The organism is Halobacillus sp. AWM4_238 (genome assembly GCF_056158265.1).
Genome location: NZ_JBSWSY010000002.1, coordinates 768,321 through 792,911 on the forward strand (window position 1 = coordinate 768,321; position 24,591 = coordinate 792,911).

The 24,591-nt window shown below is 45.2% G+C and carries 23 protein-coding genes; all 23 read left to right on the forward strand.

Translation table 11 applies throughout. The features are described from left to right. The first annotated feature begins 5 nt into the window (after positions 1 to 5). Entirely contained in the window at positions 6 to 986 is a 981-nt protein-coding gene (gene rsmH / locus ACXACN_RS04005) for a 16S rRNA (cytosine(1402)-N(4))-methyltransferase RsmH (RefSeq protein WP_474962507.1), read from the forward strand. Beyond that, positions 983 to 1,354: a cell division protein FtsL gene (ftsL, locus tag ACXACN_RS04010; RefSeq protein WP_474962509.1), complete on the forward strand. Its 372-nt coding sequence runs from the start codon at positions 983 to 985 to the stop codon at positions 1,352 to 1,354. The genes rsmH and ftsL overlap by 4 nt, the downstream gene beginning before the upstream one ends. Before the next feature lie 17 nt (positions 1,355 to 1,371). Continuing rightward, positions 1,372 to 3,510 carry a penicillin-binding protein gene (locus ACXACN_RS04015; RefSeq protein WP_474962511.1) on the forward strand — a complete coding sequence of 713 codons (2,139 nt, stop codon included), beginning with the start codon at positions 1,372 to 1,374 and terminating at the stop codon, positions 3,508 to 3,510. A gap of 87 nt (positions 3,511 to 3,597) precedes the next feature. Continuing rightward, positions 3,598 to 5,520: a stage V sporulation protein D gene (locus tag ACXACN_RS04020; RefSeq protein ID WP_474962512.1), complete on the forward strand. Its 1,923-nt coding sequence runs from the start codon at positions 3,598 to 3,600 to the stop codon at positions 5,518 to 5,520. Between the two features lie 48 nt (positions 5,521 to 5,568). After that, positions 5,569 to 7,044, forward strand: coding sequence for a UDP-N-acetylmuramoyl-L-alanyl-D-glutamate--2,6-diaminopimelate ligase (locus ACXACN_RS04025; RefSeq protein WP_474962514.1), 1,476 nt, complete (start codon positions 5,569 to 5,571; stop codon positions 7,042 to 7,044). Further along, on the forward strand, positions 7,041 to 8,399 hold the full coding sequence (locus ACXACN_RS04030) for a UDP-N-acetylmuramoyl-tripeptide--D-alanyl-D-alanine ligase (protein WP_474962515.1): 1,359 nt from the start codon (positions 7,041 to 7,043) through the stop codon (positions 8,397 to 8,399). Before ACXACN_RS04025 ends, ACXACN_RS04030 begins: the two co-directional genes overlap by 4 nt. 39 nt (positions 8,400 to 8,438) lie before the next feature. Beyond that, positions 8,439 to 9,425 (forward strand): phospho-N-acetylmuramoyl-pentapeptide-transferase, encoded by a 987-nt coding sequence (gene mraY / locus ACXACN_RS04035; RefSeq protein ID WP_474962517.1) that lies wholly within the window; start codon positions 8,439 to 8,441, stop codon positions 9,423 to 9,425. Beyond that, on the forward strand, positions 9,422 to 10,765 hold the full coding sequence (gene murD, locus ACXACN_RS04040) for a UDP-N-acetylmuramoyl-L-alanine--D-glutamate ligase (RefSeq protein ID WP_474962518.1): 1,344 nt from the start codon (positions 9,422 to 9,424) through the stop codon (positions 10,763 to 10,765). Before mraY ends, murD begins: the two co-directional genes overlap by 4 nt. A 64-nt stretch (positions 10,766 to 10,829) precedes the next feature. Further along, positions 10,830 to 11,924: a stage V sporulation protein E gene (gene spoVE, locus ACXACN_RS04045; RefSeq protein ID WP_474962519.1), complete on the forward strand. Its 1,095-nt coding sequence runs from the start codon at positions 10,830 to 10,832 to the stop codon at positions 11,922 to 11,924. Positions 11,925 to 12,460: 536 nt separating this feature from the next. Further along, positions 12,461 to 13,276 carry a cell division protein FtsQ/DivIB gene (locus ACXACN_RS04050; RefSeq protein WP_474962521.1) on the forward strand — a complete coding sequence of 272 codons (816 nt, stop codon included), beginning with the start codon at positions 12,461 to 12,463 and terminating at the stop codon, positions 13,274 to 13,276. Then, positions 13,263 to 13,967: a DUF881 domain-containing protein gene (locus ACXACN_RS04055; RefSeq protein WP_474962522.1), complete on the forward strand. Its 705-nt coding sequence runs from the start codon at positions 13,263 to 13,265 to the stop codon at positions 13,965 to 13,967. The genes ACXACN_RS04050 and ACXACN_RS04055 overlap by 14 nt, the downstream gene beginning before the upstream one ends. A 5-nt stretch (positions 13,968 to 13,972) precedes the next feature. Further along, entirely contained in the window at positions 13,973 to 14,677 is a 705-nt protein-coding gene (locus tag ACXACN_RS04060) for a DUF881 domain-containing protein (RefSeq protein ID WP_474962523.1), read from the forward strand. Between the two features lies 1 nt (position 14,678). After that, complete coding sequence (locus ACXACN_RS04065; RefSeq protein WP_474966796.1) at positions 14,679 to 15,035, forward strand: small basic family protein; 357 nt, start codon at positions 14,679 to 14,681, stop codon at positions 15,033 to 15,035. Between the two features lie 193 nt (positions 15,036 to 15,228). Next, positions 15,229 to 16,524 carry a cell division protein FtsA gene (gene ftsA, locus ACXACN_RS04070; protein ID WP_474962525.1) on the forward strand — a complete coding sequence of 432 codons (1,296 nt, stop codon included), beginning with the start codon at positions 15,229 to 15,231 and terminating at the stop codon, positions 16,522 to 16,524. Between the two features lie 75 nt (positions 16,525 to 16,599). Then, positions 16,600 to 17,754 carry a cell division protein FtsZ gene (ftsZ, locus tag ACXACN_RS04075; RefSeq protein WP_474962526.1) on the forward strand — a complete coding sequence of 385 codons (1,155 nt, stop codon included), beginning with the start codon at positions 16,600 to 16,602 and terminating at the stop codon, positions 17,752 to 17,754. 783 nt (positions 17,755 to 18,537) lie between these two features. Further along, complete coding sequence (gene spoIIGA, locus ACXACN_RS04080; protein ID WP_474962527.1) at positions 18,538 to 19,602, forward strand: sigma-E processing peptidase SpoIIGA; 1,065 nt, start codon at positions 18,538 to 18,540, stop codon at positions 19,600 to 19,602. An 18-nt stretch (positions 19,603 to 19,620) separates the two neighbouring features. Continuing rightward, the gene (gene sigE, locus ACXACN_RS04085) at positions 19,621 to 20,340 is read left to right on the forward strand and encodes an RNA polymerase sporulation sigma factor SigE (protein ID WP_474962529.1); all 720 of its coding nucleotides are present in this window, start codon (positions 19,621 to 19,623) and stop codon (positions 20,338 to 20,340) included. Between the two features lie 82 nt (positions 20,341 to 20,422). Next, a complete protein-coding gene (gene sigG / locus ACXACN_RS04090) occupies positions 20,423 to 21,202 on the forward strand; it encodes an RNA polymerase sporulation sigma factor SigG (protein ID WP_226589198.1) in 780 nt (259 codons plus the stop codon). Positions 21,203 to 21,981: 779 nt separating this feature from the next. Further along, on the forward strand, positions 21,982 to 22,257 hold the full coding sequence (locus ACXACN_RS04095; RefSeq protein WP_474962530.1) for a YlmC/YmxH family sporulation protein: 276 nt from the start codon (positions 21,982 to 21,984) through the stop codon (positions 22,255 to 22,257). Between the two features lie 57 nt (positions 22,258 to 22,314). Further along, on the forward strand, positions 22,315 to 23,112 hold the full coding sequence (pgeF, locus tag ACXACN_RS04100) for a peptidoglycan editing factor PgeF (RefSeq protein ID WP_474962532.1): 798 nt from the start codon (positions 22,315 to 22,317) through the stop codon (positions 23,110 to 23,112). 21 nt (positions 23,113 to 23,133) lie between these two features. Next, positions 23,134 to 23,805, forward strand: a complete 672-nt coding sequence (locus tag ACXACN_RS04105) for a YggS family pyridoxal phosphate-dependent enzyme (protein ID WP_474962534.1) — start codon at positions 23,134 to 23,136, stop codon at positions 23,803 to 23,805. A 21-nt stretch (positions 23,806 to 23,826) separates the two neighbouring features. Next, entirely contained in the window at positions 23,827 to 24,276 is a 450-nt protein-coding gene (locus tag ACXACN_RS04110) for a cell division protein SepF (protein ID WP_474962536.1), read from the forward strand. Between the two features lie 3 nt (positions 24,277 to 24,279). Then, on the forward strand, positions 24,280 to 24,549 hold the full coding sequence (locus ACXACN_RS04115; RefSeq protein WP_089652828.1) for a YggT family protein: 270 nt from the start codon (positions 24,280 to 24,282) through the stop codon (positions 24,547 to 24,549). The last annotated feature ends 42 nt before the right edge of the window (positions 24,550 to 24,591 follow it).

The window sequence follows — 24,591 nt, forward strand, 5'->3', positions numbered from 1 at the left end:
AAACCATGTTTGAACATTATAGTGTATTGAAAAGTGAAACCATACAACATTTAGATTTGGACCCAGAAGGCATCTATGTCGATTGTACCCTAGGAGGTGGCGGGCACTCAGAAGCGATTGCCAAAGCACTGAAGGGAAGAGGCCGATTAATATCTTTTGATCAGGATGAAATTGCCTTAAATGCCGCAAAAGATCGTCTGAAAGATTACCAGGACCGTGTGACTTTTGTTCGTGCCAACTTCCGTCAATTGGAAGAGAAATTAGCAGAGCTAGAGGTAACGGAAGTCGATGGTATTATTTATGACCTGGGTGTTTCCAGTCCTCAATTGGATGTGGAAGAGAGAGGGTTCAGCTACCATCAGGATGCTCCGCTGGATATGCGGATGAACCAGGATGCCTCACTCAGTGCAAAAGAAGTGGTCAATGAGTGGCCCTATGAGGACCTCGTTCGTATTTTCTTTAAATATGGAGAGGAAAAGTTTTCGAAACAAATTGCAAGAAAAATTGAAGCCGCAAGAGAAGAGAAGACCATTGAAACGACTGGAGAGTTGGTTGAACTCATCAAAGAGGGAATTCCTGCTCCTGCCAGAAGGAAGGGCGGCCACCCTGGGAAAAGGGTTTTCCAGGCGATTCGTATTGCTGTAAATGATGAACTTGGTGCTTTTCAAGACAGCCTTCATCAAGCAGCAAGAGTTGTGGGAATCGGTGGGCGTATCGCCGTCATTACCTTCCACTCATTAGAAGATCGGTTATGTAAGCAGGCATTCAAAAAATGGAGCACAAACCCTCCATTGCCGAAAAACATCCCGATGATCCCAGAAGATAAACAGCCACCTTTTCGATTGGTCAGCCGAAAGCCTATTGTAGCCGATGAATCAGAGCTTGAGGAGAATCGTCGTTCACGTTCTGCTAAATTGAGGATTATCGAGAAAGTCAAACCTTGGAATAAGGAATTTGAATTTAATGAAGGGTGGAAACAAACATGAGTGCTGAACAGATTAGAAAACAGCAGCCTTTACAACAGCCTGATAGACAGAAACAGGTTAAAGTAAAGGTACATAAAAAGAAGAAATGGATCAGTACAGGGGAGAAGTTCCTCTATTCATTTGCAACGACGGCTGTGCTCGCAGCTTCCGTGTTTCTTGTACAGACATCCGCTCAGACCGATGGGATCAATCGTGATATCCGCGGACTGGAGCAAGAGATCCAACAGCAGGAGTCTAAAAATGAAAACCTTGCTTACCAGGTGAAAGAACTTAGTAACCCGGATCGAATCTTAAGCATTGCCAAAGAAAATGGATTGAATATCCAGAATGCCAAAGTGAAGCAAGCCGGTAAAATAAATAACGAGTAACGGCTGGTGATTTCATCATGAAAAGTCGAAACCATAATAAAAGCTCCGCATTTTTGATGGTCGCCTTTGCGATTGTATTCTTCATCATTGCGGGGCGTTTCATTTACATTGAGACCGCAGAGACCGTAGAAGGTGTCGATTTGCAAAAATGGGCAGAAGATATTCGTACGAGTTCTTACGAAATCGATGCAGACCGAGGGAAAATCTATGATAAAAACGGCATGGTCCTTGCCTATGACCGTCCGACATATAGAATTTATGCCATCGTAGATCCGGAGTATTCGGTGAACCTTGACCCGCCTCGACATGTTACAGATCCAAGTGAGGCAGCTGAAAAGTTGTCTCCACTGCTTGATATGGAAGCAAGTGAGATCAGAGAAACGATTGAAGAAGGTCAGGAGAATGAACGCTTTCAAGTGGAATTCGGGTCCAGTGGGCGATCCATTTCACAAGAGACGAAAGAAAAGATTGAAGAGCTTGAATTGAACGGCATTGAATTTAAGCAGGAGTCGAAGCGCTATTATCCAAACGGCCAATTTGCTTCCCATGTCATCGGCTTTGCCCGTAGCCAGGATGGAAACATTAATGGTGTAACAGGAGTCGAGAAGCAGATGGAAGAACACCTTCAAGAAGAAAAAGGGAAAATCAGTTATGAACGGGATAAGTACGGAACGAAACTGTTAGATCCGAACGAAGTGATGACAGAGCCTGAAAACGGGAATGATGTCCATTTGACCATCGACCAAAAGATTCAGACCTTCTTGGAAGATGCACTCTCACAGGTGGATGAACAGTACAGCCCGGAAAAGATCATGGCAGCTGTCATGGACCCGGATACAGGTGAAATTTTAGCGATGAGTAACCGGCCGAGTTACAACCCCAACGATATTGGAGAAGTGGATAATTGGTACAACGACATTGTTTCCTATACCTTCGAACCCGGCTCAACGATGAAGATTTTCACTTGGGCAGCTGCAATGGAAGAAGGGGTTTATAAAGGGAGCGATATGTTTAAGTCCGGAACATACAAAGTGCCAGGTCATACGATTGGGGACCATAACAATGGGGAAGGCTGGGGACCGATTTCCTATGATGAAGGTTTTCAACGATCCTCTAACGTAGCCTCGTCTAAAATCGCCCTTGAGGTACTAGGTCCTACGAAATTACGAGAATATATGACTGATTTTAATTTTGACGAGAAGACAGGGATTGATCTTCCGAATGAGAAAAATGGCCGTTTTGTTTTTGAGAAGCCTTCAGAACAGGCGACGACATCTTTCGGACAAGGCTCCACTTTCACGGCTATCCAATTGATGACAGCAGCCACATCTGTTGCGAATGACGGCCAGATGATGCGCCCTTACATGTTGTCTAAGATCACTTCAAGTGAAACAGGTGAAGTGCTAAAAGAAAATGAGCCGGAAGAGATGAGTCAGCCGATTTCAGAAAGCACAGCCAAGCAGATTCGCGATCTGATGGGGACCGTCGTCACATCAGAACAAGGGACCGCACAATCATTCAAGTTGGATGATTACACGCTCGCTGGTAAAACGGGTACAGCTCAAATGATTGAAAATGGTAGATATTTGACTGGTCGGAACAACTACATCTTCTCCTTCATGGGCATGGCTCCGAAAGAAGATCCGGAACTTCTTATTTACGTCGCTGTTCAGCAGCCGGATCTCGAAGTGACAGAACTAGGTTCTGAGCCTGTTTCTTATATCTCAAGGACAGTACTAGAAAACAGCCTCCATTATATGGATATCCAACCGGATAAAGAAGTGGAAGAATCGGTTTCTCCACTAACCATTCCAGATGTGATCGGTAAAAGCACTTCGAAAGCAGAAGATGAGCTGAAACAAATGTTTTCCAATGTAGAAGTCATCGGTAACGGTGGCGAAGTGACTGCAGTCCTTCCACAACCGGGAACGAAAGTCGTGGAGAATCAAAGGATGATGATCATAACAGACAAACCGACGATGCCTGATTTGAGCGGATATTCAGCGAGGGATGTGCACAGAATTGTGAAGCATTTCAACTTGAATATCGAGACGATGGGGAACGGCTTCGTTGAAAAACAGAGCATACCTGAAGGATCCAGCATAAAAGAAGGCGGTTATTTAGTCGTTGAATTAGCTCCTCCGAGAGAGGGGTGACACCATTCCAGGCAGTGTTCTAATCGTTTCTAGATTGCATATAGTGATACAAGCTGACTCTATTGACTTCAAAAAGGAGTTATTACGATGAGACGAGTATCACAAGTGGTCGTAAAGAAACGATTAGTCGCTGTCTTTCTTGTTGGAATGGTTATTTTTTTTGTCATCGCAGGGAGGCTTGGGTATGTCCAATTCTTCTTAAGTGATTTCCTTATATCCAAGGCGGAGGAATCCTGGAGCCGGGATATTACCTTCGAACCCGAACGGGGGAAGATCCTTGATACCAATGGGGAAGTGCTTGTTGGAAACCAGTCTGCACCGACGGTCATGGTCGTCCCGAGACAAGTGAAAGATGCGGATCAGACAGCCCAAAACCTCGCACAGATTTTGGACATGAGTGTAGAAAAAGCCTATTCTCACGTAACGAAAGTGACTTCTATTGAGAGAATTCACCCAGAAGGGCGTAAGATCAGTGAGGAACAGGCGGAAGCCATCCAGTCTTTGCAAATGCCCGGTGTCTATATTGCCGAGGATTCGGAGAGGTACTACCCTCATGGATCTTTTTTATCACACGTTTTGGGGTTCAGTGGAATCGATAACCAGGGATTGCTCGGATTAGAGGCGTACTACGACGAGGAATTGAGGGGTGAAAAAGGAGCGTTGTCTTTTTTCTCTGACGCCAAAGGGAAACGCATGCCTGACATGGCGGATATTTATAAACCGCCCGTGGATGGGAAAGACCTTCAATTGACCATCGACTATAAAGTCCAAGCCATCATCGAACGGGAGCTTGACATTGCCCAAGCGAGATACAACCCTGATGGAGCTGTCGCTTTGGCGGTTGATCCAGATACAGGCAAGGTCGTAGGGATGTCAACGCGCCCTAATTTTGATCCTGCCAATTATCAACAAGTCAAGCCTGAGGTCTATAATAGGAATTTACCTGTGTGGAGTACGTATGAGCCTGGTTCCACCTTTAAAATTATTACCCTAGCAGCCGCTCTTGAAGAAGATCTTGTGGATCTGGATGACGAACATTTTCATGACTCCGGATCGATTAAAGTAGACGGAGCCAACCTCCGCTGTTGGAAGCGTGGCGGGCATGGGGATCAGACTTTCCTTGAAGTCGTCCAAAACTCCTGTAACCCTGGATTCGTCACCCTCGGTCAACGACTGGGAACAGAGAGGCTTTTTGAGTACATCGATCGGTTCGGATTCGGTGAAAAGACTGGCATTGACCTTGAAGGGGAGGGAAAAGGGATTCTCTTCAAACCGGAGAACGTTGGACCAGTAGAACAAGCGACAACAGCGTTTGGTCAAGGTGTATCCGTGACTCCGATACAACAGGTCATGGCTGTCGCGGCAGCGGTGAACGGAGGCTATTATTATGAGCCGTATATCCAGGAAGCATGGCTCGATCCGGTCAGTGGTGAAACATTGGAAAAAAATGAACCAACACTCAAAGAACGGGTGATCTCTGAAGAAACATCTGCAGAGATCCGGCGTGCTCTCGAAAGTGTTGTCGCTAAAGGAACAGGGAGAGGGGCGTACGTGGAAGGGTTTCGTGTAGGCGGGAAAACCGGTACCGCCCAAAAAGTCGGCCCGGACGGTAGGTACATGGAAAATAACCACATTGTGTCTTTTATCGGGTTTGCCCCAGCGGATGATCCTGAACTTGTCGTTTATTTAGCTATCGACAACCCAAAGAATACGGTTCAGTTCGGTGGTGTCGTCGCTGCCCCGATCGTCGGGAACATCATGGGGGACAGCCTGCGCGCTTTAGGGGTTGAACCTAGAAAAGACGGTTTGGAAAAAGAATACGCCTGGCCGGATGAGCCCTTAGTAGAGATTCCTGATGTCACAGGGATGGAGAAGAAAGAATTAAGCCAAATGCTGATGAACCTAGAAGTGGAAGTCAGTGGAAGTGGTTCTAAAGTGATTACGCAGGCTCCTGAAGCAGGTGTCAAAGTTCCAAGTGGTTCGACCATTCGAGTGTATCTAGGGAATTAATCCTACGTTTGGTATAATAAAACTTGTGATCAGGTAAGGGTGACACATATGAAAATGAAGAAACTCTTGCGGTATATTCCATTTTATAAAGTGACGAAATCAGTGGCAGACCTCCAGGTTAAAGGCCTTTCTATGGATTCTAGGACGACGGAGCCTGGGGATGTGTTTGTCTGTCTGCGCGGTGTGGATGTTGATGGACACCGGTTTGCGAAGGGGGCTGTGGAACGAGGGGCTGTAGCAGTCATTGCCGAGGAAGAGGTAGCCGTCCCTGTTCCTACCGTCCTCGTAAACGATACATCAAGAGCGCTTGCCATGGCGTCCGCCGCTTTTTACGGATGCCCCTCAGAGTCCCTCCACGTCATCGGTGTCACTGGAACGAACGGTAAAACGACGATCACCTATCTGCTGGAGGAAATTTTTCAGCAGCATAAAAAAAAGACAGGAATCATCGGGACCATTCAAGTAAATATTGCAGGAGAGACGTTCCCTGTGAAAAATACCACACCGGATGCCCTGACCTTACAGCGCTATTTTCATAAAATGCATGTAGCAGACGTCGATCATGCGATTATGGAGGTGTCTTCTCATGCGCTTGATCAAGGCAGGGTGTACGGTTGTGATTTTGATATCGCTGTATTTACGAATTTGACTCAGGACCATCTGGATTATCATGAAAATTTCGATGATTATCTTCGTGCAAAGTCCCTATTGTTCGCGCAATTAGGGAATGGGTATAATAAGGAACGTGAGAAATTCGCTGTGATTAATAATGATTCTCCGCTTGCAAAGAAATTTATCCGTTCGACCTCTCAAGGATTGCTGACTTATGGCATTTTCGAACAAGGGGATGTTAAAGCAGAGGAATACACGATGACAGAAACGGGTACAACCTTCATTATGACCACTCCGATCGGTGCCGTTTCCATTGAGAGTCCTTTGATGGGTTTGTTCAGTATTTACAACATGCTGGCTGCTGCGAGCGCAGCGATTTTGTCAGGCGTCCCCTTAGAAACGATCCAGCGATCCTTTCAACAGACCAAAGGTGTGAAAGGAAGATTCGAGCCCGTAAGAGAAGGCCAGGGATTTGGTGTTGTCGTAGACTATGCTCATACCCCGGATTCGCTGAAAAACGTGCTGCAGACGCTTCGCGATTTGTGCAAAGGAACCATCACAGTCGTGGTCGGCTGTGGCGGGGACCGGGACCGCAGCAAACGTCCTCAAATGGCAAAAGTAAGTGTCGACTATGCGGATCGGGTCATTTTCACCAATGACAACCCCCGTACGGAAGACCCTAAGCAGATATTCAGAGATATGACGGCTCACGTCAAAGGCCGATATAAACTGATCGAGGATCGAAAAGAAGCCATCAAGTACGCGCTTGACTATGCAAAGACAGGAGATGTTGTCCTCATTGCAGGAAAAGGACACGAAACCTATCAAGAGATTAAAGGCATCCGTCATCATTTTGATGATTGTGAAGTGGCCCGTACGATATTAAGAGAAATGAAGGAGCATCCATCATGAATTTAGAAGTCCATGAACTATCACAACTTTTTTCGAAAAAACAAGGAGCAGCAACGGATCAGATTCCACTTGGATCGGTAATGACTGATACCCGTAAAACAGCCAAACAAAGCTTATTTGTCCCAATCGTAGGAGAGAATTTCAATGCGCACGATTTTCTTGGAGACGCCATTAAGCAGGGAGCGGTCGCAACGTTGTGGCAGGAAGATCAGCCGTTGCCGAAGTTGACACCTACAGACTTCCCTGTCTTTTTTGTTAAAGACACGACGAAAGCTCTTCAACAGTTGGCTACGTATTATTTGAAAAAGGTAAAGCCTGTCGTCGTCGGCGTTACTGGATCAAATGGAAAAACGACAACGAAAGATTTGACGGCATCGGTTCTTCAAGTCAAATATAAAACACATAAGACAGCGGGTAATTTCAATAATCATATTGGACTCCCTCTCACAGTCCTTTCCATGGATCCAGCAACAGAAGCTGTCGTTCTGGAGATGGGAATGGATCGCGCGGGGGAAATTTCTGTTTTATCAAAACTTGCCGAACCAAGTTATGCCATCATAACCAATATCGGAGAATCCCATATCGAGAACTTCGGTTCCAGAGAAGGGATTGCCGGGGCGAAGCTTGAAATTACAGAAGGTCTTTCTGAAGAAGGGGCCTTGATCCTTGATGGAGATGAGCCTCTACTCCAAGAACAAAAGTCTAAGGACTGGACGGTCACTTGTGGGTTTGGAGACCAGCTGGACTATCGGGCGGAGGTCCTGCAATTGACAGACGAGAGCAGTACGTTTAAAGTCGATGGGCAGTTCTTTGAATTGCCAATGGCCGGGAAACATAATGTGAAAAATGCTACATACGTCATTGCTCTTGCGGAACGTTTAGGCCTATCTCAGCAAGAGATCCAACAAGGATTCCAGCAATTGCAAATGTCTGCCATGCGTTTTGAAAAACATGAAGGACACAATGGTTCCTTGATCATTAATGATGCCTACAATGCATCACCGACTTCTATGAAAGCCATCATTGAAGTTGTCAGTCAATTGACATCCAAAAGCAGGAAAGTGTTAATATTAGGTGATATGTTTGAGTTAGGGGAACAATCCGAAATGCTGCACAGTACCGTAGCCGATGCGATCGATGAGAAGATCCATGCGGTTTATACGATCGGTGAGCATTCCAAGGCTATATCGGATGCTGTAGATAAACAAAACCCTTCCATTGAAACGCATCATTTTACAAGCAAACAAACGTTAAGCCATCACGTCCGTCAAGAGTTAACAGCGGACACCGTCGTACTTATCAAAGCTTCCAGAGGAATGAAACTAGAAGAATTACTTGAAAATCTCGTGGATTGATCGATAGGCGATGACGATGGAGAAGGAGGAGAACTATACATGAACGAATACATACTACTAATCACTATGGCTATTTCATTCGCAATCACTGTTGTGATCTCGCCGATGATCATCCCTTTTTTGAGAAGGTTGAAGTTCGGTCAGGCTATTAGGGATGAGGGCCCTGAATCCCACCAGAAAAAATCCGGAACCCCAACGATGGGAGGGGTGATGATCATTGTAGCTGTGGTCATCACTACCATCCTTGCATCCATTTGGTTCACCCCGGACACTGGGAACACACAACTGTTCCTCGTGTTATTTGTTTTAGTCGGCTATGGACTGCTAGGGTTCCTAGATGATTACATTAAAGTAGCTATGAAAAGAAACCTGGGGCTCACGTCGAAGCAGAAAATGCTCGGGCAGATTGTCATTGCCCTCGTCGTTTATTTTATTCTTAGAAATTCGGATTTCCCGACGTATATCAGTATTCCTGGCACAACCTTTGAAATCGATCTTGGCTGGGGTTACGCTTTACTCATCTTGTTTATGCTCGTCGGTGCTTCCAATGCAGTGAATCTGACCGATGGACTTGATGGACTGCTTGCTGGTACTGCGGCCATCGCATTTGGTGCTTTCGCTATTTTAGCGTGGACAGGCCAGATGAACGTTGAAATTACCATCTTCTCTCTGGCTATTGTCGGAGCCTTGCTCGGTTTTCTTGTGTTCAACGCTCACCCCGCGAAAGTCTTCATGGGAGATACTGGATCGCTGGCGCTAGGTGGAGCGATCGCCATCATCGCCATCTTAACGAAACTTGAACTTATTCTTGTCATTATCGGTGGTGTGTTCGTCCTTGAGACCCTGTCTGTCATCATTCAGGTCATCTCTTTCAAAACGACAGGAAAACGCGTATTTAAAATGAGTCCACTTCATCACCATTATGAATTGAAGGGCTGGTCTGAATGGCGTGTCGTGACGACATTCTGGGCTGTAGGACTTGTCTTTGCTGTGATCGGTATTTATATTGAGGTGATGTTCGGATGAAAACATTAACAAACTTTCCATACAAACAAGTCCTTGTCCTTGGACTTGCCAAAAGCGGCACAGCAGCTGCTGAGCTATTCTTAGACAGTGGCATCCATGTGCGAATCAATGATCTGAAAGCCGATCAAAATGATCCAGGCGTGCGTAAGCTGGTGGAAAAAGGGGCGGAGGTCATAACAGGAGGACACCCGCTTTCTGTATTGGATGACGTTGAATATCTCGTCAAAAATCCAGGCATCCCTTATGAGAACCCCATTGTAGCTGAAGCAGAAAAACGCAGGATTCCGGTTGTTACCGAAGTGGAACTGGCTAGTTTTCTTCATGAGGGGCCACTCGTAGCGGTTACTGGTTCAAACGGAAAGACGACAACGACGACATTGATTCATGAAATGATTCAAGCCGATCATCAAAAGGTTTCACTAGCTGGAAATATCGGACATGTCTCTTGTGAAGTGGCAAGAAGTACGGAGGCGGATGAAACGATGGTGACTGAACTGTCCTCTTTCCAGCTGCTGGGAACAGAAAAATTCCATCCGGAAATCGCAGTATGGCTCAATCTATATGAAGCCCACCTTGATTATCACCACACATTGGAAAACTATCATCAGGCCAAAGCAAAAATAACCGCGAATCAAACGGCTGATGATACGTTGGTCTACAATGCGGATGATGAAAGGATCGCCAAGTTTTTACCCGATGTGAAAGCGAAACGTGTTCCCTTCTCCATTCAAAAAGAAGGCGAGGGCGCCTGGGCTGATGATACGTTCATTTATTTTGAAGATGAACCGATTATGAAAAAGCAGGACATCGTTTTAGTAGGAGAACAAAACCTGCAGAACATCCTGGCTGCCGTGGCAGCAGTGAAAGTGAACGGAATCCGGAACGAAGCGATTGTCAATGTATTGACAACCTTTGCCGGAGTTGAACACCGTCTGCAGTTTGTGACGAAAAAGAATGACCGTTTATTTTACAATGATTCTAAAGCAACTAACATTTTAGCCACATCCTATGCATTGAAATCATTCGAAAATCCAGTCATCCTCCTCGCAGGCGGTCTCGACCGGGGGACGAGTTTTGAATCACTGATCCCTTACATGAAAGGCGTCAAAGCCATGGTCGTGTTCGGAGAAACGGCTGATCAGTTGAATGAAACTGCTCAGAAAGCTGGTATCCAGGAAGTCAGCAAAGTAGAAACGATGCAGGAAGCGGTTGATCAGGCGTATCAATACTCTGAGGAAGATGATGTTATCCTGCTTTCACCAGCTTGTGCGAGCTGGGATCAGTATCGTACTTTTGAAGAAAGAGGCCACATGTTTATCCAAGCTGTGCATAAGCTCTAATAAGGGCTTAGTGCGACAAGCTTAAGCCCTGTTTTCCACTTAGATGGGAGGTAGGGCTTTTTTTATGGATGAAAAAAAGCCGGATCTATGGTTGGTTGCTGCCATACTCGGGATCTTGATCATTGGGATCGTCATGGTCTACAGTTCATCAAGCATCTGGTCCGAATATAAATTTGATGATCCGTGGTTTTATGCTAAAAGACAGATTCTTTTTGCTACCGCTGGTCTGATTGCGATGGTTGTATTATCAAGAATCCCGTACTATGTATGGCATGGACATTCCAAGATGATTATGATTATCTGCCTAGTATTTCTCGTGCTCGTGCTCATTCCAGGTGTCGGTATGGTCCGTGGAGGAGCACGAAGCTGGATAGGGGTAGGGATGTTCAGCATCCAGCCTTCCGAATTTATGAAACTTGGTTTGATCTTATTCCTTGCGCGCTTTTTATCCGAACGCCAAAAATTCATGAACTCCTTCCAGCAAGGCTTCCTGCCAGCTCTGGCACTGATTTTGTTCCCATTCGCTCTCATTATGCTTCAGCCCGATTTAGGGACAGGCGTCGTCATGGTAGGGACATGCCTTGTCATGTTGTTTACAGCCGGTGCGCGTATCAGTCACTTTATGTGGATTGCCGGCGCTGGAGCAGCGGGCATGGTTGGATTGATTGCTTCTGCTCCTTATCGGATAAAAAGGATCACCGCGTTCCTGCATCCTTGGGAAGATCCATTAGGAGCAGGATTTCAGATCATTCAGTCCTTATATGCAATCGGTCCTGGTGGCTTAATGGGGTTAGGACTCGGGAACAGTATGCAAAAATTCTTCTACTTGCCTGAGCCTCAGACGGACTTTATATTTGCCGTCCTTGCAGAAGAATTAGGATTCCTTGGGGGATTACTCGTTCTCAGCCTCTTCTTTATCCTTTTGTGGCGCGGGATCCGAGCCAGTTTGCTTGCACCGGACCTCTTCGGGTCATTGCTCGCTCTTGGTATTGTGGGGATGATTAGTATTCAAGTTATGATTAATATCAGTGTAGTCACAGGGCTGATTCCAGTCACAGGGATTACTCTTCCGCTAGTCAGCTACGGAGGATCATCGCTGACTTTGACACTCGCATCTCTCGGATTGCTGCTCAGCGTCAGCCGATTCTCTACAAAATAAAAGGCCATGGATTCCATGGTCTTTTTGTTTTGCCTATTTATCCTGGTTTATTTTTTTACCTATAGATCATTCTGGTCGATCAGGACGATTCAGCATTTAGCATCCTTCGTCGAGGCTGGAATGAGCCCCAGGACTGTCTCGTTTATCATATGAAGAGGTCTGCCGAAAGGGAGTCCCCCTTTGCCGCACGGAACCACCTATAGAAAAAGTCTAGAAAATAAGTCTTCAAAAATACGGAGCGGGTGTTGAAGGCCTGCAAATAATGAAGAAATTCTTAAGAGAAGTTTACCTTGGATGAAGAATGGGTAAACGATTTTAGCGAATTCACTTGGACCCCATCGAAATGCGGTTTTTCCTGTAATAAAATTGATAGGAAACTAGTAAAACTCTATCAATTTCTCACCCTCTTTTTGTGATATAATGGGAAGTATATAGTTGTAGAGGAAAATCTGCATCTATCAGAGGAACATCATTCTTTCAAACAGCTAGGACAAACAGCGAAAAAGGGTGTCTAGCAATAAGGAGAAATGCCCGTTATGGAAGAGAGAAAAGTGGTTTCCATAGAAGATCGCATACCTAAATTGAAACAGACGAGACGCAAGAAAGCCAATCGTCGGTTGATTCTGTATTTGACTATTCTATTTTTGCTGATTGCGACGGTCATCTATCTCCAGTCGCCACTCAGTAATGTTCGTCATATAGTTGTGGAAGGTGAGTACCACGTATCTGAGGAAGAAATTATCGAGCTTGCCGGAGTCACAACATCCACGAATTATTGGAGAGTCGATGAAGAAGAGATGAAACAGCAGATCGAGTCGCATCAAGAAATCACCTTTGCTTCCATCGACCGGTCCTTCCCAAACAATGTTCAGATTGAAGTGGAGGAAGCGGAAAGAATTGGTTACGTCAAACAGGATGGTGCCTTTCATGCCATTTTAGAAGATGGATCCCGTTTGGATGGACAAACCGCTCTTCCAGGAGGAGATGCTCCCATCCTTGCCGGATTCAATAAGGCAACATACTTGAAGGAAATTTCCCAAGAATTGAAGGATTTGCCTTCCAGTGTAAGCAGTCTTATTTCGGAAATCCATTGGGACCCTCGTGACGGGAATCCATACCAAATCCTGCTTTACATGAATGATGGGTATCAGGTGCAGGCCTCGATCCGCAGCTTTGCCGAAAAAATGCCGGCTTACCCTTCCATCGTTGCACAGCTTGATGAAGGAGCTGAAGGGATCATACATATCGATGTAGGGGCCTATTTTGAAGAGTATCCTGAATCGGGAGAAGAAGAGTCCCCGGATGAAGCAGGAGCGGGTGAAGAAGAGGAGAACACGGATGAAGAGACTTAAAGGAAAATCGATTATCTTATCTCTTGTTCTTCTCATTTCGGGTTTCCTTGTCAGCTATAGTTATCAAATGACAAAGAGCTCTCCACAGATGGTGCAACTAAATGATTCACAATGGGAGAAAGAATATTTTTACCAACAACAACTATTGGACATGGAAAAAAGGAACAAACAGCTGCGGGATGAGTTAAAAGAAAAACGTCATACCATTCAAGACTTCGAGAATGAGATGGCAGATCGTGAACAGGTGGTAGCGGACTTTGTACAACGTAAAAAGAAGCTCCAGATGCTAAATGGTGAGGTGCCGATTGAGGGCAAAGGCGTAGAAGTTGTTCTGAGTGATTCGGAATATATTCCTGATGAAGATCAGGTGAATGACTACATTGTTCATGAAAGTCATATACACAGCGTCATCAATGAGTTGCTCAGTGCTGGTGCTAAAGCCATTGCTATCAATGGACAGCGGTATATGAGGGATAGTTATATTGCCTGTACAGGTCCGGTCATCACCGTGGACGGTATACAACATCCGGCTCCATTCGTCATTTCTGCCATCGGGGACCCGGAGGTTCTCTATTCAAGCCTCAACTTGACCAGAGGGGTCGTCGATCAGCTTCTCATTGAAAATGTTGATGTGGAGTTTTCGAAAATGAATCAGTTGGAAATGAAGGCCAGGCTATCCTCCGAAGGGTGATCAACATGAAGCGAAAAACACAGTGGCTGCTATCCACCATTTTTCTATTGATTGGATTTATGGTCGCGGTACAGTTTCAGACCACTTCCCATGAAACTTCGATAAGGGATACAAGAGACGTATGGGAAGTGCGGGAAGACCTTAAGACTCAGCAGGAACATCAACAGGATCTCCTGGAGAAGATTGCTTCGGCGGATCAGACGATTGAGAATTATGATAAGCAATCCTCACGCGAACAAGTGGAGACATTAAAAAAATCGATTGAGGCATTGGAGAAAAAAATAGGACTCCAGAAAAAGAAGGGGGCAGGGGTGGAAATGACCATCCGTCCTATTTTTGATGAAGGGGCGGTCGGTCAGGAGTATCCGAGCGTCTCCCCCCATCTACTCAGTCGGCTTTTAAATGAACTGAACACATACGGAGCCGAAGATATAAGCATAGGAAATGAACGATTCACCAACCTTTCTCCAGTAAGGGATGTCAATGGATCGACTTATGTGAATAACCGGCCGATCGGTTCGCTTCCGCTGACAATCAAGGTGCTGGCTGATGATCCTGAACGATTACAGGACTACATGAAAGCAAGTCCTACCCAGGATATATTTAACATCGATAATATGGAGATCGCTTTTGAAGTGAAAGAACAATTGGTCCTTCCCATGTACGATGATCCGCTCCATTTAGAAATTTTAGAAGAAGCTGGTGGTTAATTTGTGGTTACCCCTTTTATTTCTGATCATCGGTGTGACCCTGGGCATCTTAACGGATATTCGTATCCCTGATGCTTATTCCGATTATTTATCCATTGCTGTGCTCGCCGCTTTTGATACGCTTCTTGGCGGGATCCGGGCACAGTTAGAGAAGACGTTCGATGATACCGTCTTTATGACAGGTTTCTTTTTCAACATTACACTCGCTGCATTACTAGCCTTTCTCGGAGTTCAATTAGGCGTGGATCTCTATCTTGCAGCTGTTTTTGCCTTTGGTGTCCGGTTGTTCAGAAACCTGGCGATCGTCAGAAGAATCGTCATCGACCAGAAATTGCTAACGAAATTCAGAAAAAAATAAGCGTAATTAAGAGGAAATTCACGAAACACTGTGGAAAACAACATAGGAACGAGTTTTTCCTCTCTCATTTCTAGGGAACCCCCCTTGGAATATATCATTTCATTTACGTTTGTATTTCAAAGATTGTATTTCAAGCGTGAATTCGATATGCTTTGAACTACTTATATGGCTTGCTACAGGAGGTGCGTCACTGGTGAATCAAAATGAAATTTTAGTAAGTTTAGATATAGGCACAAGTCGAATCAAAGTGATCATAGGAGAAATTATGAATGATAACCTCAATATTATTGGGGTAGGTACAGCAAAATCGAACGGCATGAAGAAAGGCGCGATTGTAGATATTGACCAAACCGTCCATTCCATCCGTTCAGCGGTTGAACAGGCCGAGCGCATGGTGGATATGAAAATTGACCGTGTCGTGGTTGGTGTGAATGGAAACCACATTCAATTGCAGCCGTGTCATGGTGTTGTTGCCGTTTCCAGTGAGAGCAGGGAAATTGGCAACGAAGACATTACCCGCGTAATCGATGCTGCTCAGGTGGTTTCTGTACCACCAGAAAGAGAGATCATTGATGTGATTCCTCGTCAGTTCATCGTAGATGGTCAGGATGAAATCACTGACCCAAGAGGAATGATTGGGGTACGTCTTGAAATGGAAGGTATGATTATTACCTGTGCCAAAACCGTTTTACATAATACATTGAAGTGTGTAGAACGAGCAGGGTTGGAAGTGTTGGATGTTTGTCTGCAACCGCTAGCTTCTGGGACTGTCTCGTTATCCGGTGATGAAACGAATCTAGGCGTAGCGCTTATCGATGTCGGCGGAGGATCTACGACGATTTCGGTATTCGAGGAAGGCCACTTAAAAGGAACGAGCATGATTCCATTTGGTGGAGACAATTTAACAAAAGATTTGTCGATCGGCTTGAGGACTTCTACAGAAGAAGCAGAGCAGGTGAAAATGGAACACGGTCATGCATTTTTTGATGACGCGAATGAAGAGGAAAATTTTTCTGTGACGATTATTGGAAGTAATCGTCAACAGGCATTCAATCAATTGCAAATCTCTGATATGATTGAAGCTAGACTAGAAGAAATTTTTGTCTTTGCTGCCCAGGAAATTCAGCGCATGGGTGTCCGTGAACTTCCAGGAGGGTTTGTACTGACCGGAGGTACGATGAACATGCCTGGCGTTCTTGAGTTAGCGCAGGATGTGTTCCACGCAAATGTAAGACTGGCGATTCCGGATTACATCGGAGTAAGAGAACCGCAGTTCACGAGTGGAGTGGGTATCTTGCAATTCGCCTATCGTAATGCGAAAATACAAGGAAAAGAGATCTTTCCATCTGTAACTGAAGAAATTCAAGAAAAGCCTCAACCTAAAAAGCAAAAACGTGCGACAAAGCAACAACCGAAAGAAGAAACAGAGAAACCAGAGAAGAAAAAAGAATCAGGTTTCAGTAATCTCTTGAAGTATTTCTTTGATTAATGAACAAGTTTGAGTCGGTCAAGGGACAGACGAACCAATAAATCTTGTAATCTCGTGTATTAGGAGGAACGTAAGATGTTAGATTTTGATACAAGCATGGACCAACTAGCAACGATTAAAGTAATCGGAGTAGGTGGCGGCGGAAGCAACGCCGTTAACCGTATGATTGAGCACGGTGTCCAAGGCGTCGAATTTATCGCCGTCAATACGGATGCACAAGCGCTTAATCTTTCAAAAGCAGAAGTGAAGATGCAAATCGGTGGAAAATTGACGCGCGGACTTGGTGCAGGTGCAAATCCGGAAGTCGGTCGTAAAGCCGCGGAAGAAAGCAAAGAACAAATCGAAGAAGCCCTCCAAGGCGCAGATATGGTCTTCGTAACAGCTGGAATGGGAGGCGGAACAGGTACGGGAGCAGCTCCTGTTATCGCCCAAGTCGCCAAAGAGCTAGGCGCTCTTACGGTAGGTGTGGTTACTCGTCCATTCACATTTGAAGGACGTAAGCGTTCTACACAAGCGAGCGGTGGTACTGAAAGCCTTAAAGGCGCAGTTGATACACTGATCGTCATTCCGAACGACCGTTTGCTTGAAATTGTAGATAAGAATACACCAATGCTTGAAGCGTTCCGCGAAGCGGATAACGTCCTTCGTCAAGGTGTACAAGGAATTTCTGATCTAATTGCCGTACCAGGATTGATTAACGTTGACTTTGCCGACGTAAAAACAATCATGGTCGACAAAGGATCCGCCCTCATGGGAATCGGTATTGCGACAGGAGAAAATCGTGCAGCTGAAGCTGCTAAGAAAGCGATCTCCTCACCATTACTTGAAACGTCCATCGACGGCGCACACGGCGTTCTCATGAATATCAGTGGTGGTGCCAACTTGAGCCTATACGAAGTTCAGGAAGCCGCTGATATTGTAACGTCTGCAGCCGACCAGGAAGTAAACGTCATCTTCGGTTCTGTAATCAACGAAAACCTGAAAGACGAAATTGTTGTTACCGTGATCGCAACAGGTTTCGATGAAGCACAAATTGCTCAAGGGCAGCAGAAAAAACGCCCAACTGTGAACCAGCAAAAACCAGTAGAGCAACAACAGCCAGAGCGTAACGTACGGGAAGAACAGCCTCCTCGTCGTCAAGCTCCACCGCAACCACAAAACAAACCGAATCAAGAAGAAGACACTCTTGATATCCCGACGTTCTTGCGTAACCGCAACCGTCGCAGGTAAAACAGCCTTCCCAACCCGCCACACATCCCGTGTGGCGGGTTTTTCTTTCCTCAGACCACCATTTCCCTCTTCTCCTCAATAATTATTCAAGATTATGGCAGGATTGTTGAAGACTTGATTTCGAGATGTATGTGTAAGTGGATCGGGGCTGCGGGGAATAGCTCGCTTTTCGCGGGAGCGCGGTGAGCCTCCTCGGACTGCGTCCTGTGGCGTCTCACCAAGCACTCTCTTCCTCTTAGATCCGGTTCCGGCGCCTAGCGGCTAGTGAGACTCCCCTCGCTTCTGTACGATAAGTCAACATCAAATCACGCCGTTCCTCGTGTTTACCTTTATCTCCGCCAGCTCAGTCCAGTCCATACGCCGCTGATCGAGGCGCCTGCACACTTAAGATAGGAGTCTCGCCATTCCCTCCGCACCTTTGCCATGGAAGATTCTCGAAATCACTTCTGGAACAATCAGCTTGAATGACTGAGAGACTGAGGAAAGTGGATCATATAACCTCTCCACAAACAGGCATTCAGAATCTATAAGCTTGATACAGAGCGCTTTATGCCTGCCTTAGGAGGGGTAATGGGAGACACTCCCTCTAGGTATAGGGGTTCGTTTCTCCTTACTATGAAAGGGGTGGTTGGGAAGCTGCGAGACTCCCGTGGGAGAAGGAGATAGGCGAGATCCCGCAGGACGCAGTCCGAGGAAGCTCGCCACTCCCCCACAGGAAAGCGAGTTGCTTCCCAGCCACCCCTGACGCTCAACCAGGCAACGAACCCCGGGAACATCTCGAAATTGAGTCTTCAACTAAAGGGAGCGTTAAAGGAGAAGGGGGAGCTTTCCATCCTTCTACAAAACTTGCTAGCGAGTGGTTCAGATTGTGACAGACTTTTCATCCGGACGGGCTTATACTTTTCAGTACAGCAGATAAAGAGGAGGGGAGAGAGGATTATTTATCTTGATGCTGTCTGGTTGCTCAACCTTTTGATGGATGGCATGATCTTATCGCTTACGCAGGGGATAACGAGAGCGAAATCATCGAAAATCAGAATGATCTCTGGGGCATTTGTCGCCTCTACGATCGTCCCGATTACCATTTATATGCCAGACGCCTGGATAGTAGGTAGCTTCGGGAAAATCTTCTTTTCGATGTTCATCATCTGGGTGGCCTTTTCTTACACCTCTCTCCGTGCATTTTTTGTCCAGTGGATCAGTTTTTATTTTATTACCTTCGCCATCGGTGGAAGCATGATGGGGGTTCATTATTTTCTAGCGACAGAGATCAGCTTACAAGGGGGATCAATCGTTACATTTAGTGGTGGTTATGGAGACCCGGTCAGTTGGTTGTTTGTAGTCATAGGTTTTCCCTGCTCTTTTATATTTACAAAATGGCGTTTGAATCAAGTCAGTGTCCACAAGATGAAGCTTGAGGATATTTATGATGTGACAGTTGAATGGAATGGCAAAAGCGCTCATTGCAAGGGTTTAGTGGATAGCGGAAACCAGCTTGTAGATCCCGTCAGCAGGAAAATGGTGTTTCTCGCCGATTCTTTTTTATGGGAACAATTCTTTTCAAAAGAGCAGTTTCAGCAGTTAGAAGTGGATCATGTGGTTACAGCTTTAGCTGATTTACCTGAAGATATTCAGTCCTCTGTAAGGCTTGTTCCTTACCAGGCCGCAGGTGTTACAGGACAGTTACTTGTGACGTTAATGGTAGATAAAATTACGGTTAAAACGGAAAATGGAGATTTGGAAATGAAAGCTCCCCTCTTGGGGGTGCAGCAACAGGATTTAACACACGATCGACTCTACCAACTGCTCATCCATCCGCATTTAATGGTCAAAGGCAAATCAGCGTGATTTCAGGAGGAGGATTCCATGTTTAGATGGTTCTTTAAAGCGCGGCTGTGGTATTATCGATTACTCATGAAACTCGGAATCAAACAGGACGAGATTTATTACATTGGTGGGAGTGAAGCTCTGCCGCCACCGTTATCGAGAGAAGAAGAGAGAGAATTGCTTGAACTTCTTCCAAAAGGGGATAAGGCGGCACGTGCGATGCTCATTGAGCGGAACTTAAGACTTGTCGTTTATATCGCCAGGAAGTTTGAAAACACGGGGTTAAACATAGAAGATTTAATTAGTATCGGAACAATCGGACTAATCAAGGCCGTAAACACGTTCGATCCTGAAAAGAAAATCAAACTGGCGACTTACGCTTCCCGTTGTATAGAGAATGAAATACTCATGCACCTCAGGAAGAGCAATAAGTTGAAAACAGAAGTATCTTTTGATGAACCGTTGAATGTGGACTGGGATGGCAACGAACTTTTACTATCTGATATTTTAGGTACAGACGAAGATTTGATTACGAAGGGCATCGAAAAGAAAATTGATAAAAAGCTATTGAAATCAGCCCTTGAACAGTTGAATGATCGCGAAAAGCAAATCATGGAACTCCGTTTCGGATTGATCGGAAAAAAAGAAAAAACGCAAAAAGATGTAGCGGACATGATGGGGATCTCCCAGTCATATATATCAAGGCTTGAGAAGAAAATCATCCGACGTCTGCAACGTGAATTCGACAAAATGGTATAGAAGCCGAAGACCCATTGATGCATAATTTTCCTACCCAGGGAGATACTGAGGACTGATTACAGCTTCCTGGGAGGGTCTTACATTGACACGACATAAAGTAGAGATATGCGGCGTAGATACATCAAAACTTCCGGTACTGAAAAATGCAGAAATGAGAGACCTGTTTGAACGCTTGCAAAGTGGAGAGTTAGAGGCAAGAGAGCAGTTGGTAAACGGCAACCTTCGCCTAGTCCTATCTGTTATCCAGCGTTTTAACAATCGCGGAGAGTATGGAGACGATCTATTCCAGGTTGGATGCATCGGTCTCATGAAATCCATTGATAATTTTGATTTAAGCCACAATGTTAAATTTTCTACTTACGCTGTACCCATGATCATTGGTGAAATTCGCAGGTACTTAAGAGACAACAACCCGATACGTGTTTCGAGGTCTTTACGAGATACTGCTTATAAAGCCTTGCAGATGCGAGAGAAAATGATCAGTGAGACGAGTAAAGATCCGGCTCCTCATGAAATTGCAGAACGAATGGGAGTCCCGCACGAAGATGTAGTCTTTGCGATGGATGCCATACAAGATCCCGTATCCCTTTTTGAACCGATTTACAATGACGGTGGTGATCCGATTTTCGTTGTCGATCAGTTGAAAGATGACAGGGAAAAAGATTCAGTCTGGCTTGATGAACTATCGCTCCGAGAAGGTATGAAGAAACTGAACGATCGGGAGAAAATGATTTTGACGAAGCGCTTCTTCCAAGGGAAAACACAAATGGAAGTTGCTGAAGAAATCGGAATTTCCCAAGCTCAAGTGTCGCGTCTAGAAAAAGCGGCCATTAAAGAAATGAATTCATCCATGTTCCAATGAACCCTAAGCTTCTGCCCACGCAGAAGCTTTTTTTAATTCCTTAACAGTCTCCCATAAACGCTCCCGATTGTGGAAGACACAGTTTCGAGATGTTTTGGTGAGTTTAGGGGCTCCGGGAAAAGGTTCGCTTTCCATGGGGCGGGCGGTGAGCCTCCTCAGGCTACGCCCTCCGGGGTCTCACCTGTCCCACACGTCCCATAGGAGTCTCACCGTTTCCCTCCGCCCCTTGACCATAAGAGGATCTCGAAACTACTTCCAGGAGAAGCTGTTTTATCTACAAGTAAAGTGGAGGATGTCTCTAATCCGAATACGCATGCATGGTATTAGAGCGCAATGGGCCTTCAACGACGAGGTATTGGAATACACTCTTTCCTTCTCATCAGGCATGAGCGCCCTGAACCGAGTTTTTACGTTCTGAATGTCTCCATGGTACAGGTTATATGATCCACTTTCTTCAATCATACAAGCTGATTGTTCCAGAAGTGATTTCGAGAATCTTCCATGGCAAAGGGGCGGAGGGGAATGGGGAGACTCCTGCGGGAAAAAAGTGCATGGTGAGACCCCACAGGACGAAGTCCGAGGAGGCTCACCGCGCTCCCGCGGAAAGCGAGTCATTCCCCGCAGCCCCAATCCACACGCACAAAAGTCTCGAAATCCAGTCTTACAGAATCCTCCCAGATCCTTTTACATGGTTATAATAAATGGCTGGAATCCTTTTTGTCTGTTTTCTAATTTGTTGATTCTATGCATATAGTGGGAGTAAGGAGAGTGAGGAGAAAATGAAAATCACTGAACTACAATTGAAAGACGTCATTGCGATGGAAACAGGAGAACGCCTGGGCTATATAAGTGACCTTGATATCGATACACAAAGAGGAAGGCTTAAGGGACTTGTCCTCACTATGAAAGGGAAAGCCATGGGACTTTTCGGCAAAGAAGAAGAGATGACAATTCCATGGGATCAAATTGTCAACATCGGTGCTGATGTCATTTTAGTGAAAAAAAATGGCTATAAAAGCATATCTACGGTACAAAAGACAGATTCAGAGGAATAAGAGAAGAAATTGGATGAAAAATGTGTTAAAATGGAGTGAAATTGAGGTGGTGTTCAAATGGAACCTTTCCAATCACATTCCATTAGACAGATGACTTGTTTTCATTCCCACCAGAATGTGACTGCAGGATTGACAACACGTCAGGGCGGACATAGTGAAGCCCCTTTCGATACGCTGAACATGGGGCTCCATGTATCCGATAAAAAGGAAGATGTGTTGAAAAATAGACGTGCGCTCGCTGAGGAAATCGGCATTCCACTTTCCAGGTGGGTGATCGGCGAGCAGGTTCATGGTACCGAGGTCGCTTCTGTGGATCTCGAGAATGCCGGTGCTGGTACAACTTCTTTACAAACAGCAATCCAGAACGTCGATGGATTGATCACGAATGAAAAAAATATGGTGCTTGGCGCATTTTATGCAGACTGTGTCCCGTTGTATTTTTCTGATTCTGAATCAGGGTGGGTAGGAATTGCCCATGCTGGATGGAAGGGAACCGTAAACGGGATGGCAGGAAAGATGATTCGGGCACTGCAAGATAAAGGGTGTAAGCTCGGGAACATACAAGCCATCATCGGTCCATCCATTGGTATGAGACATTATGAAGTGGATGACAATGTCATCCGTTTTATTCCTGATAACTATAGAAAAGAATGTGTGATGACTAAAGGAAAAGGGAAATACCAATTAGACCTGAAAGTTCTTCATCGTAGAATGATGATAGAAGAAGGCTTGAAGGAAGACAATATACAAATGACTGATTTATGTACATACGAGGAAGACCAAACGTTTTATTCCCACCGACGCGATCAGGGAAGTACGGGGCGTATGCTTGGGTATATTGCGCTTCGAAACTGATGAGCGGGAAGGAGTTCTAACATGTCGGTTGAAGATAACTTAGCAAAAGTCGAGAATCAAATTGAACAAGCTTGTAAAAATTGCGGACGCTCAAAAAGTGAAATCACCCTGATAGCTGTTACGAAATACGTCTCCACTGAACGAGCACAAGAAGCACTACAGGCAGGGATTAAACATCTGGGTGAAAACCGGAAAGAAGGGCTCCTGGAAAAATACGAAGAAATTGGCGATGACGCAACCTGGCACTTTATTGGAACATTGCAATCGAGAAAAGTGAAGGACATTATTGGACAAGTTTCCATGATTCACTCCCTCGACAGGAAATCACTTGCTAAAGAAATAAACAAAAGAGCCACGTCTCCAGTTCCGTGTTTTATTCAGGTCAACATTAGTGAAGAGGAATCCAAGCATGGGTTAGCTGCTTCAGAAGTTGAATCTTTTATAGAAGTGTTGAGTCACTACGAAAATGTTAAAGTGTTTGGACTGATGACGATGGCCCCACATACAGATGACGAAGAGAAATTGCGTGGCGTATTCCGCCAACTGAGAGCACTTCGAGATCGAATAAGGGATAAAGGTTATCGACATGCCCCTTGTGAGTATTTATCCATGGGGATGAGCAACGACTATGCACTGGCGATCGAAGAAGGAGCGACACATATCCGCCTTGGCTCCAGCCTTGTCGGTGAATAAATAAAATCAGAGGTGATGAAAATGAGCATGAAGAATAAATTTCGTTCGTTTTTCACGTTGGATGATGAATACGAGTACATTGAGGAAGAAGTGGAAGATGATTATGAAGATGACCCTGCGCAGCGGCAACGCGCAACAAAAAAGCAGGAGCAGGGCAATGTAGTAAGTTTGAAGAGTGCTAAATCTTCATCAAAAATGGTACTGAGTGAGCCGAGCAGCTACAACGAAGCCCAAGATATTGCCGATCAGCTGGTGAATCGCCGAGCCGTTGTGATTAACTTGCAGCGTGTTGATCATCATCAGGCAAAACGGATTGTAGATTTTTTAAGCGGAACAGTATATGCTATAGGTGGAGATATCCAAAAGCTCGGAACACAAACATTTCTTTGCACACCTGATAACGTTGAGATTTCAGGGTCAATTTCGGAAATGATTGCTCAAGAAGACGATGATATAAACAGAAGGTGGTAAGACATGGCGTTTTTGTTTCAGATTTTAATGACTGCATTACAAATTTACAGTTGGATTCTTATAATCTACATTCTAATGTCCTGGTTCCCAGGGGCACGCGAATCTAGTTTCGGTGAAGTTCTCTCCCGTTTGGCAGAACCTTTTTTGGAACCTTTTCGAAAAATCATTCCTCCACTAGGTATGATTGACATTTCACCGATTGTGGCTATTCTCGTTCTGAACTTTGCGCGAGCAGGGTTAGGCGAATTATATTACATCATTATGGGATTATAAGTCGAGGAACAGATCAGAGAGCACATCATGTTCTCCCATCTG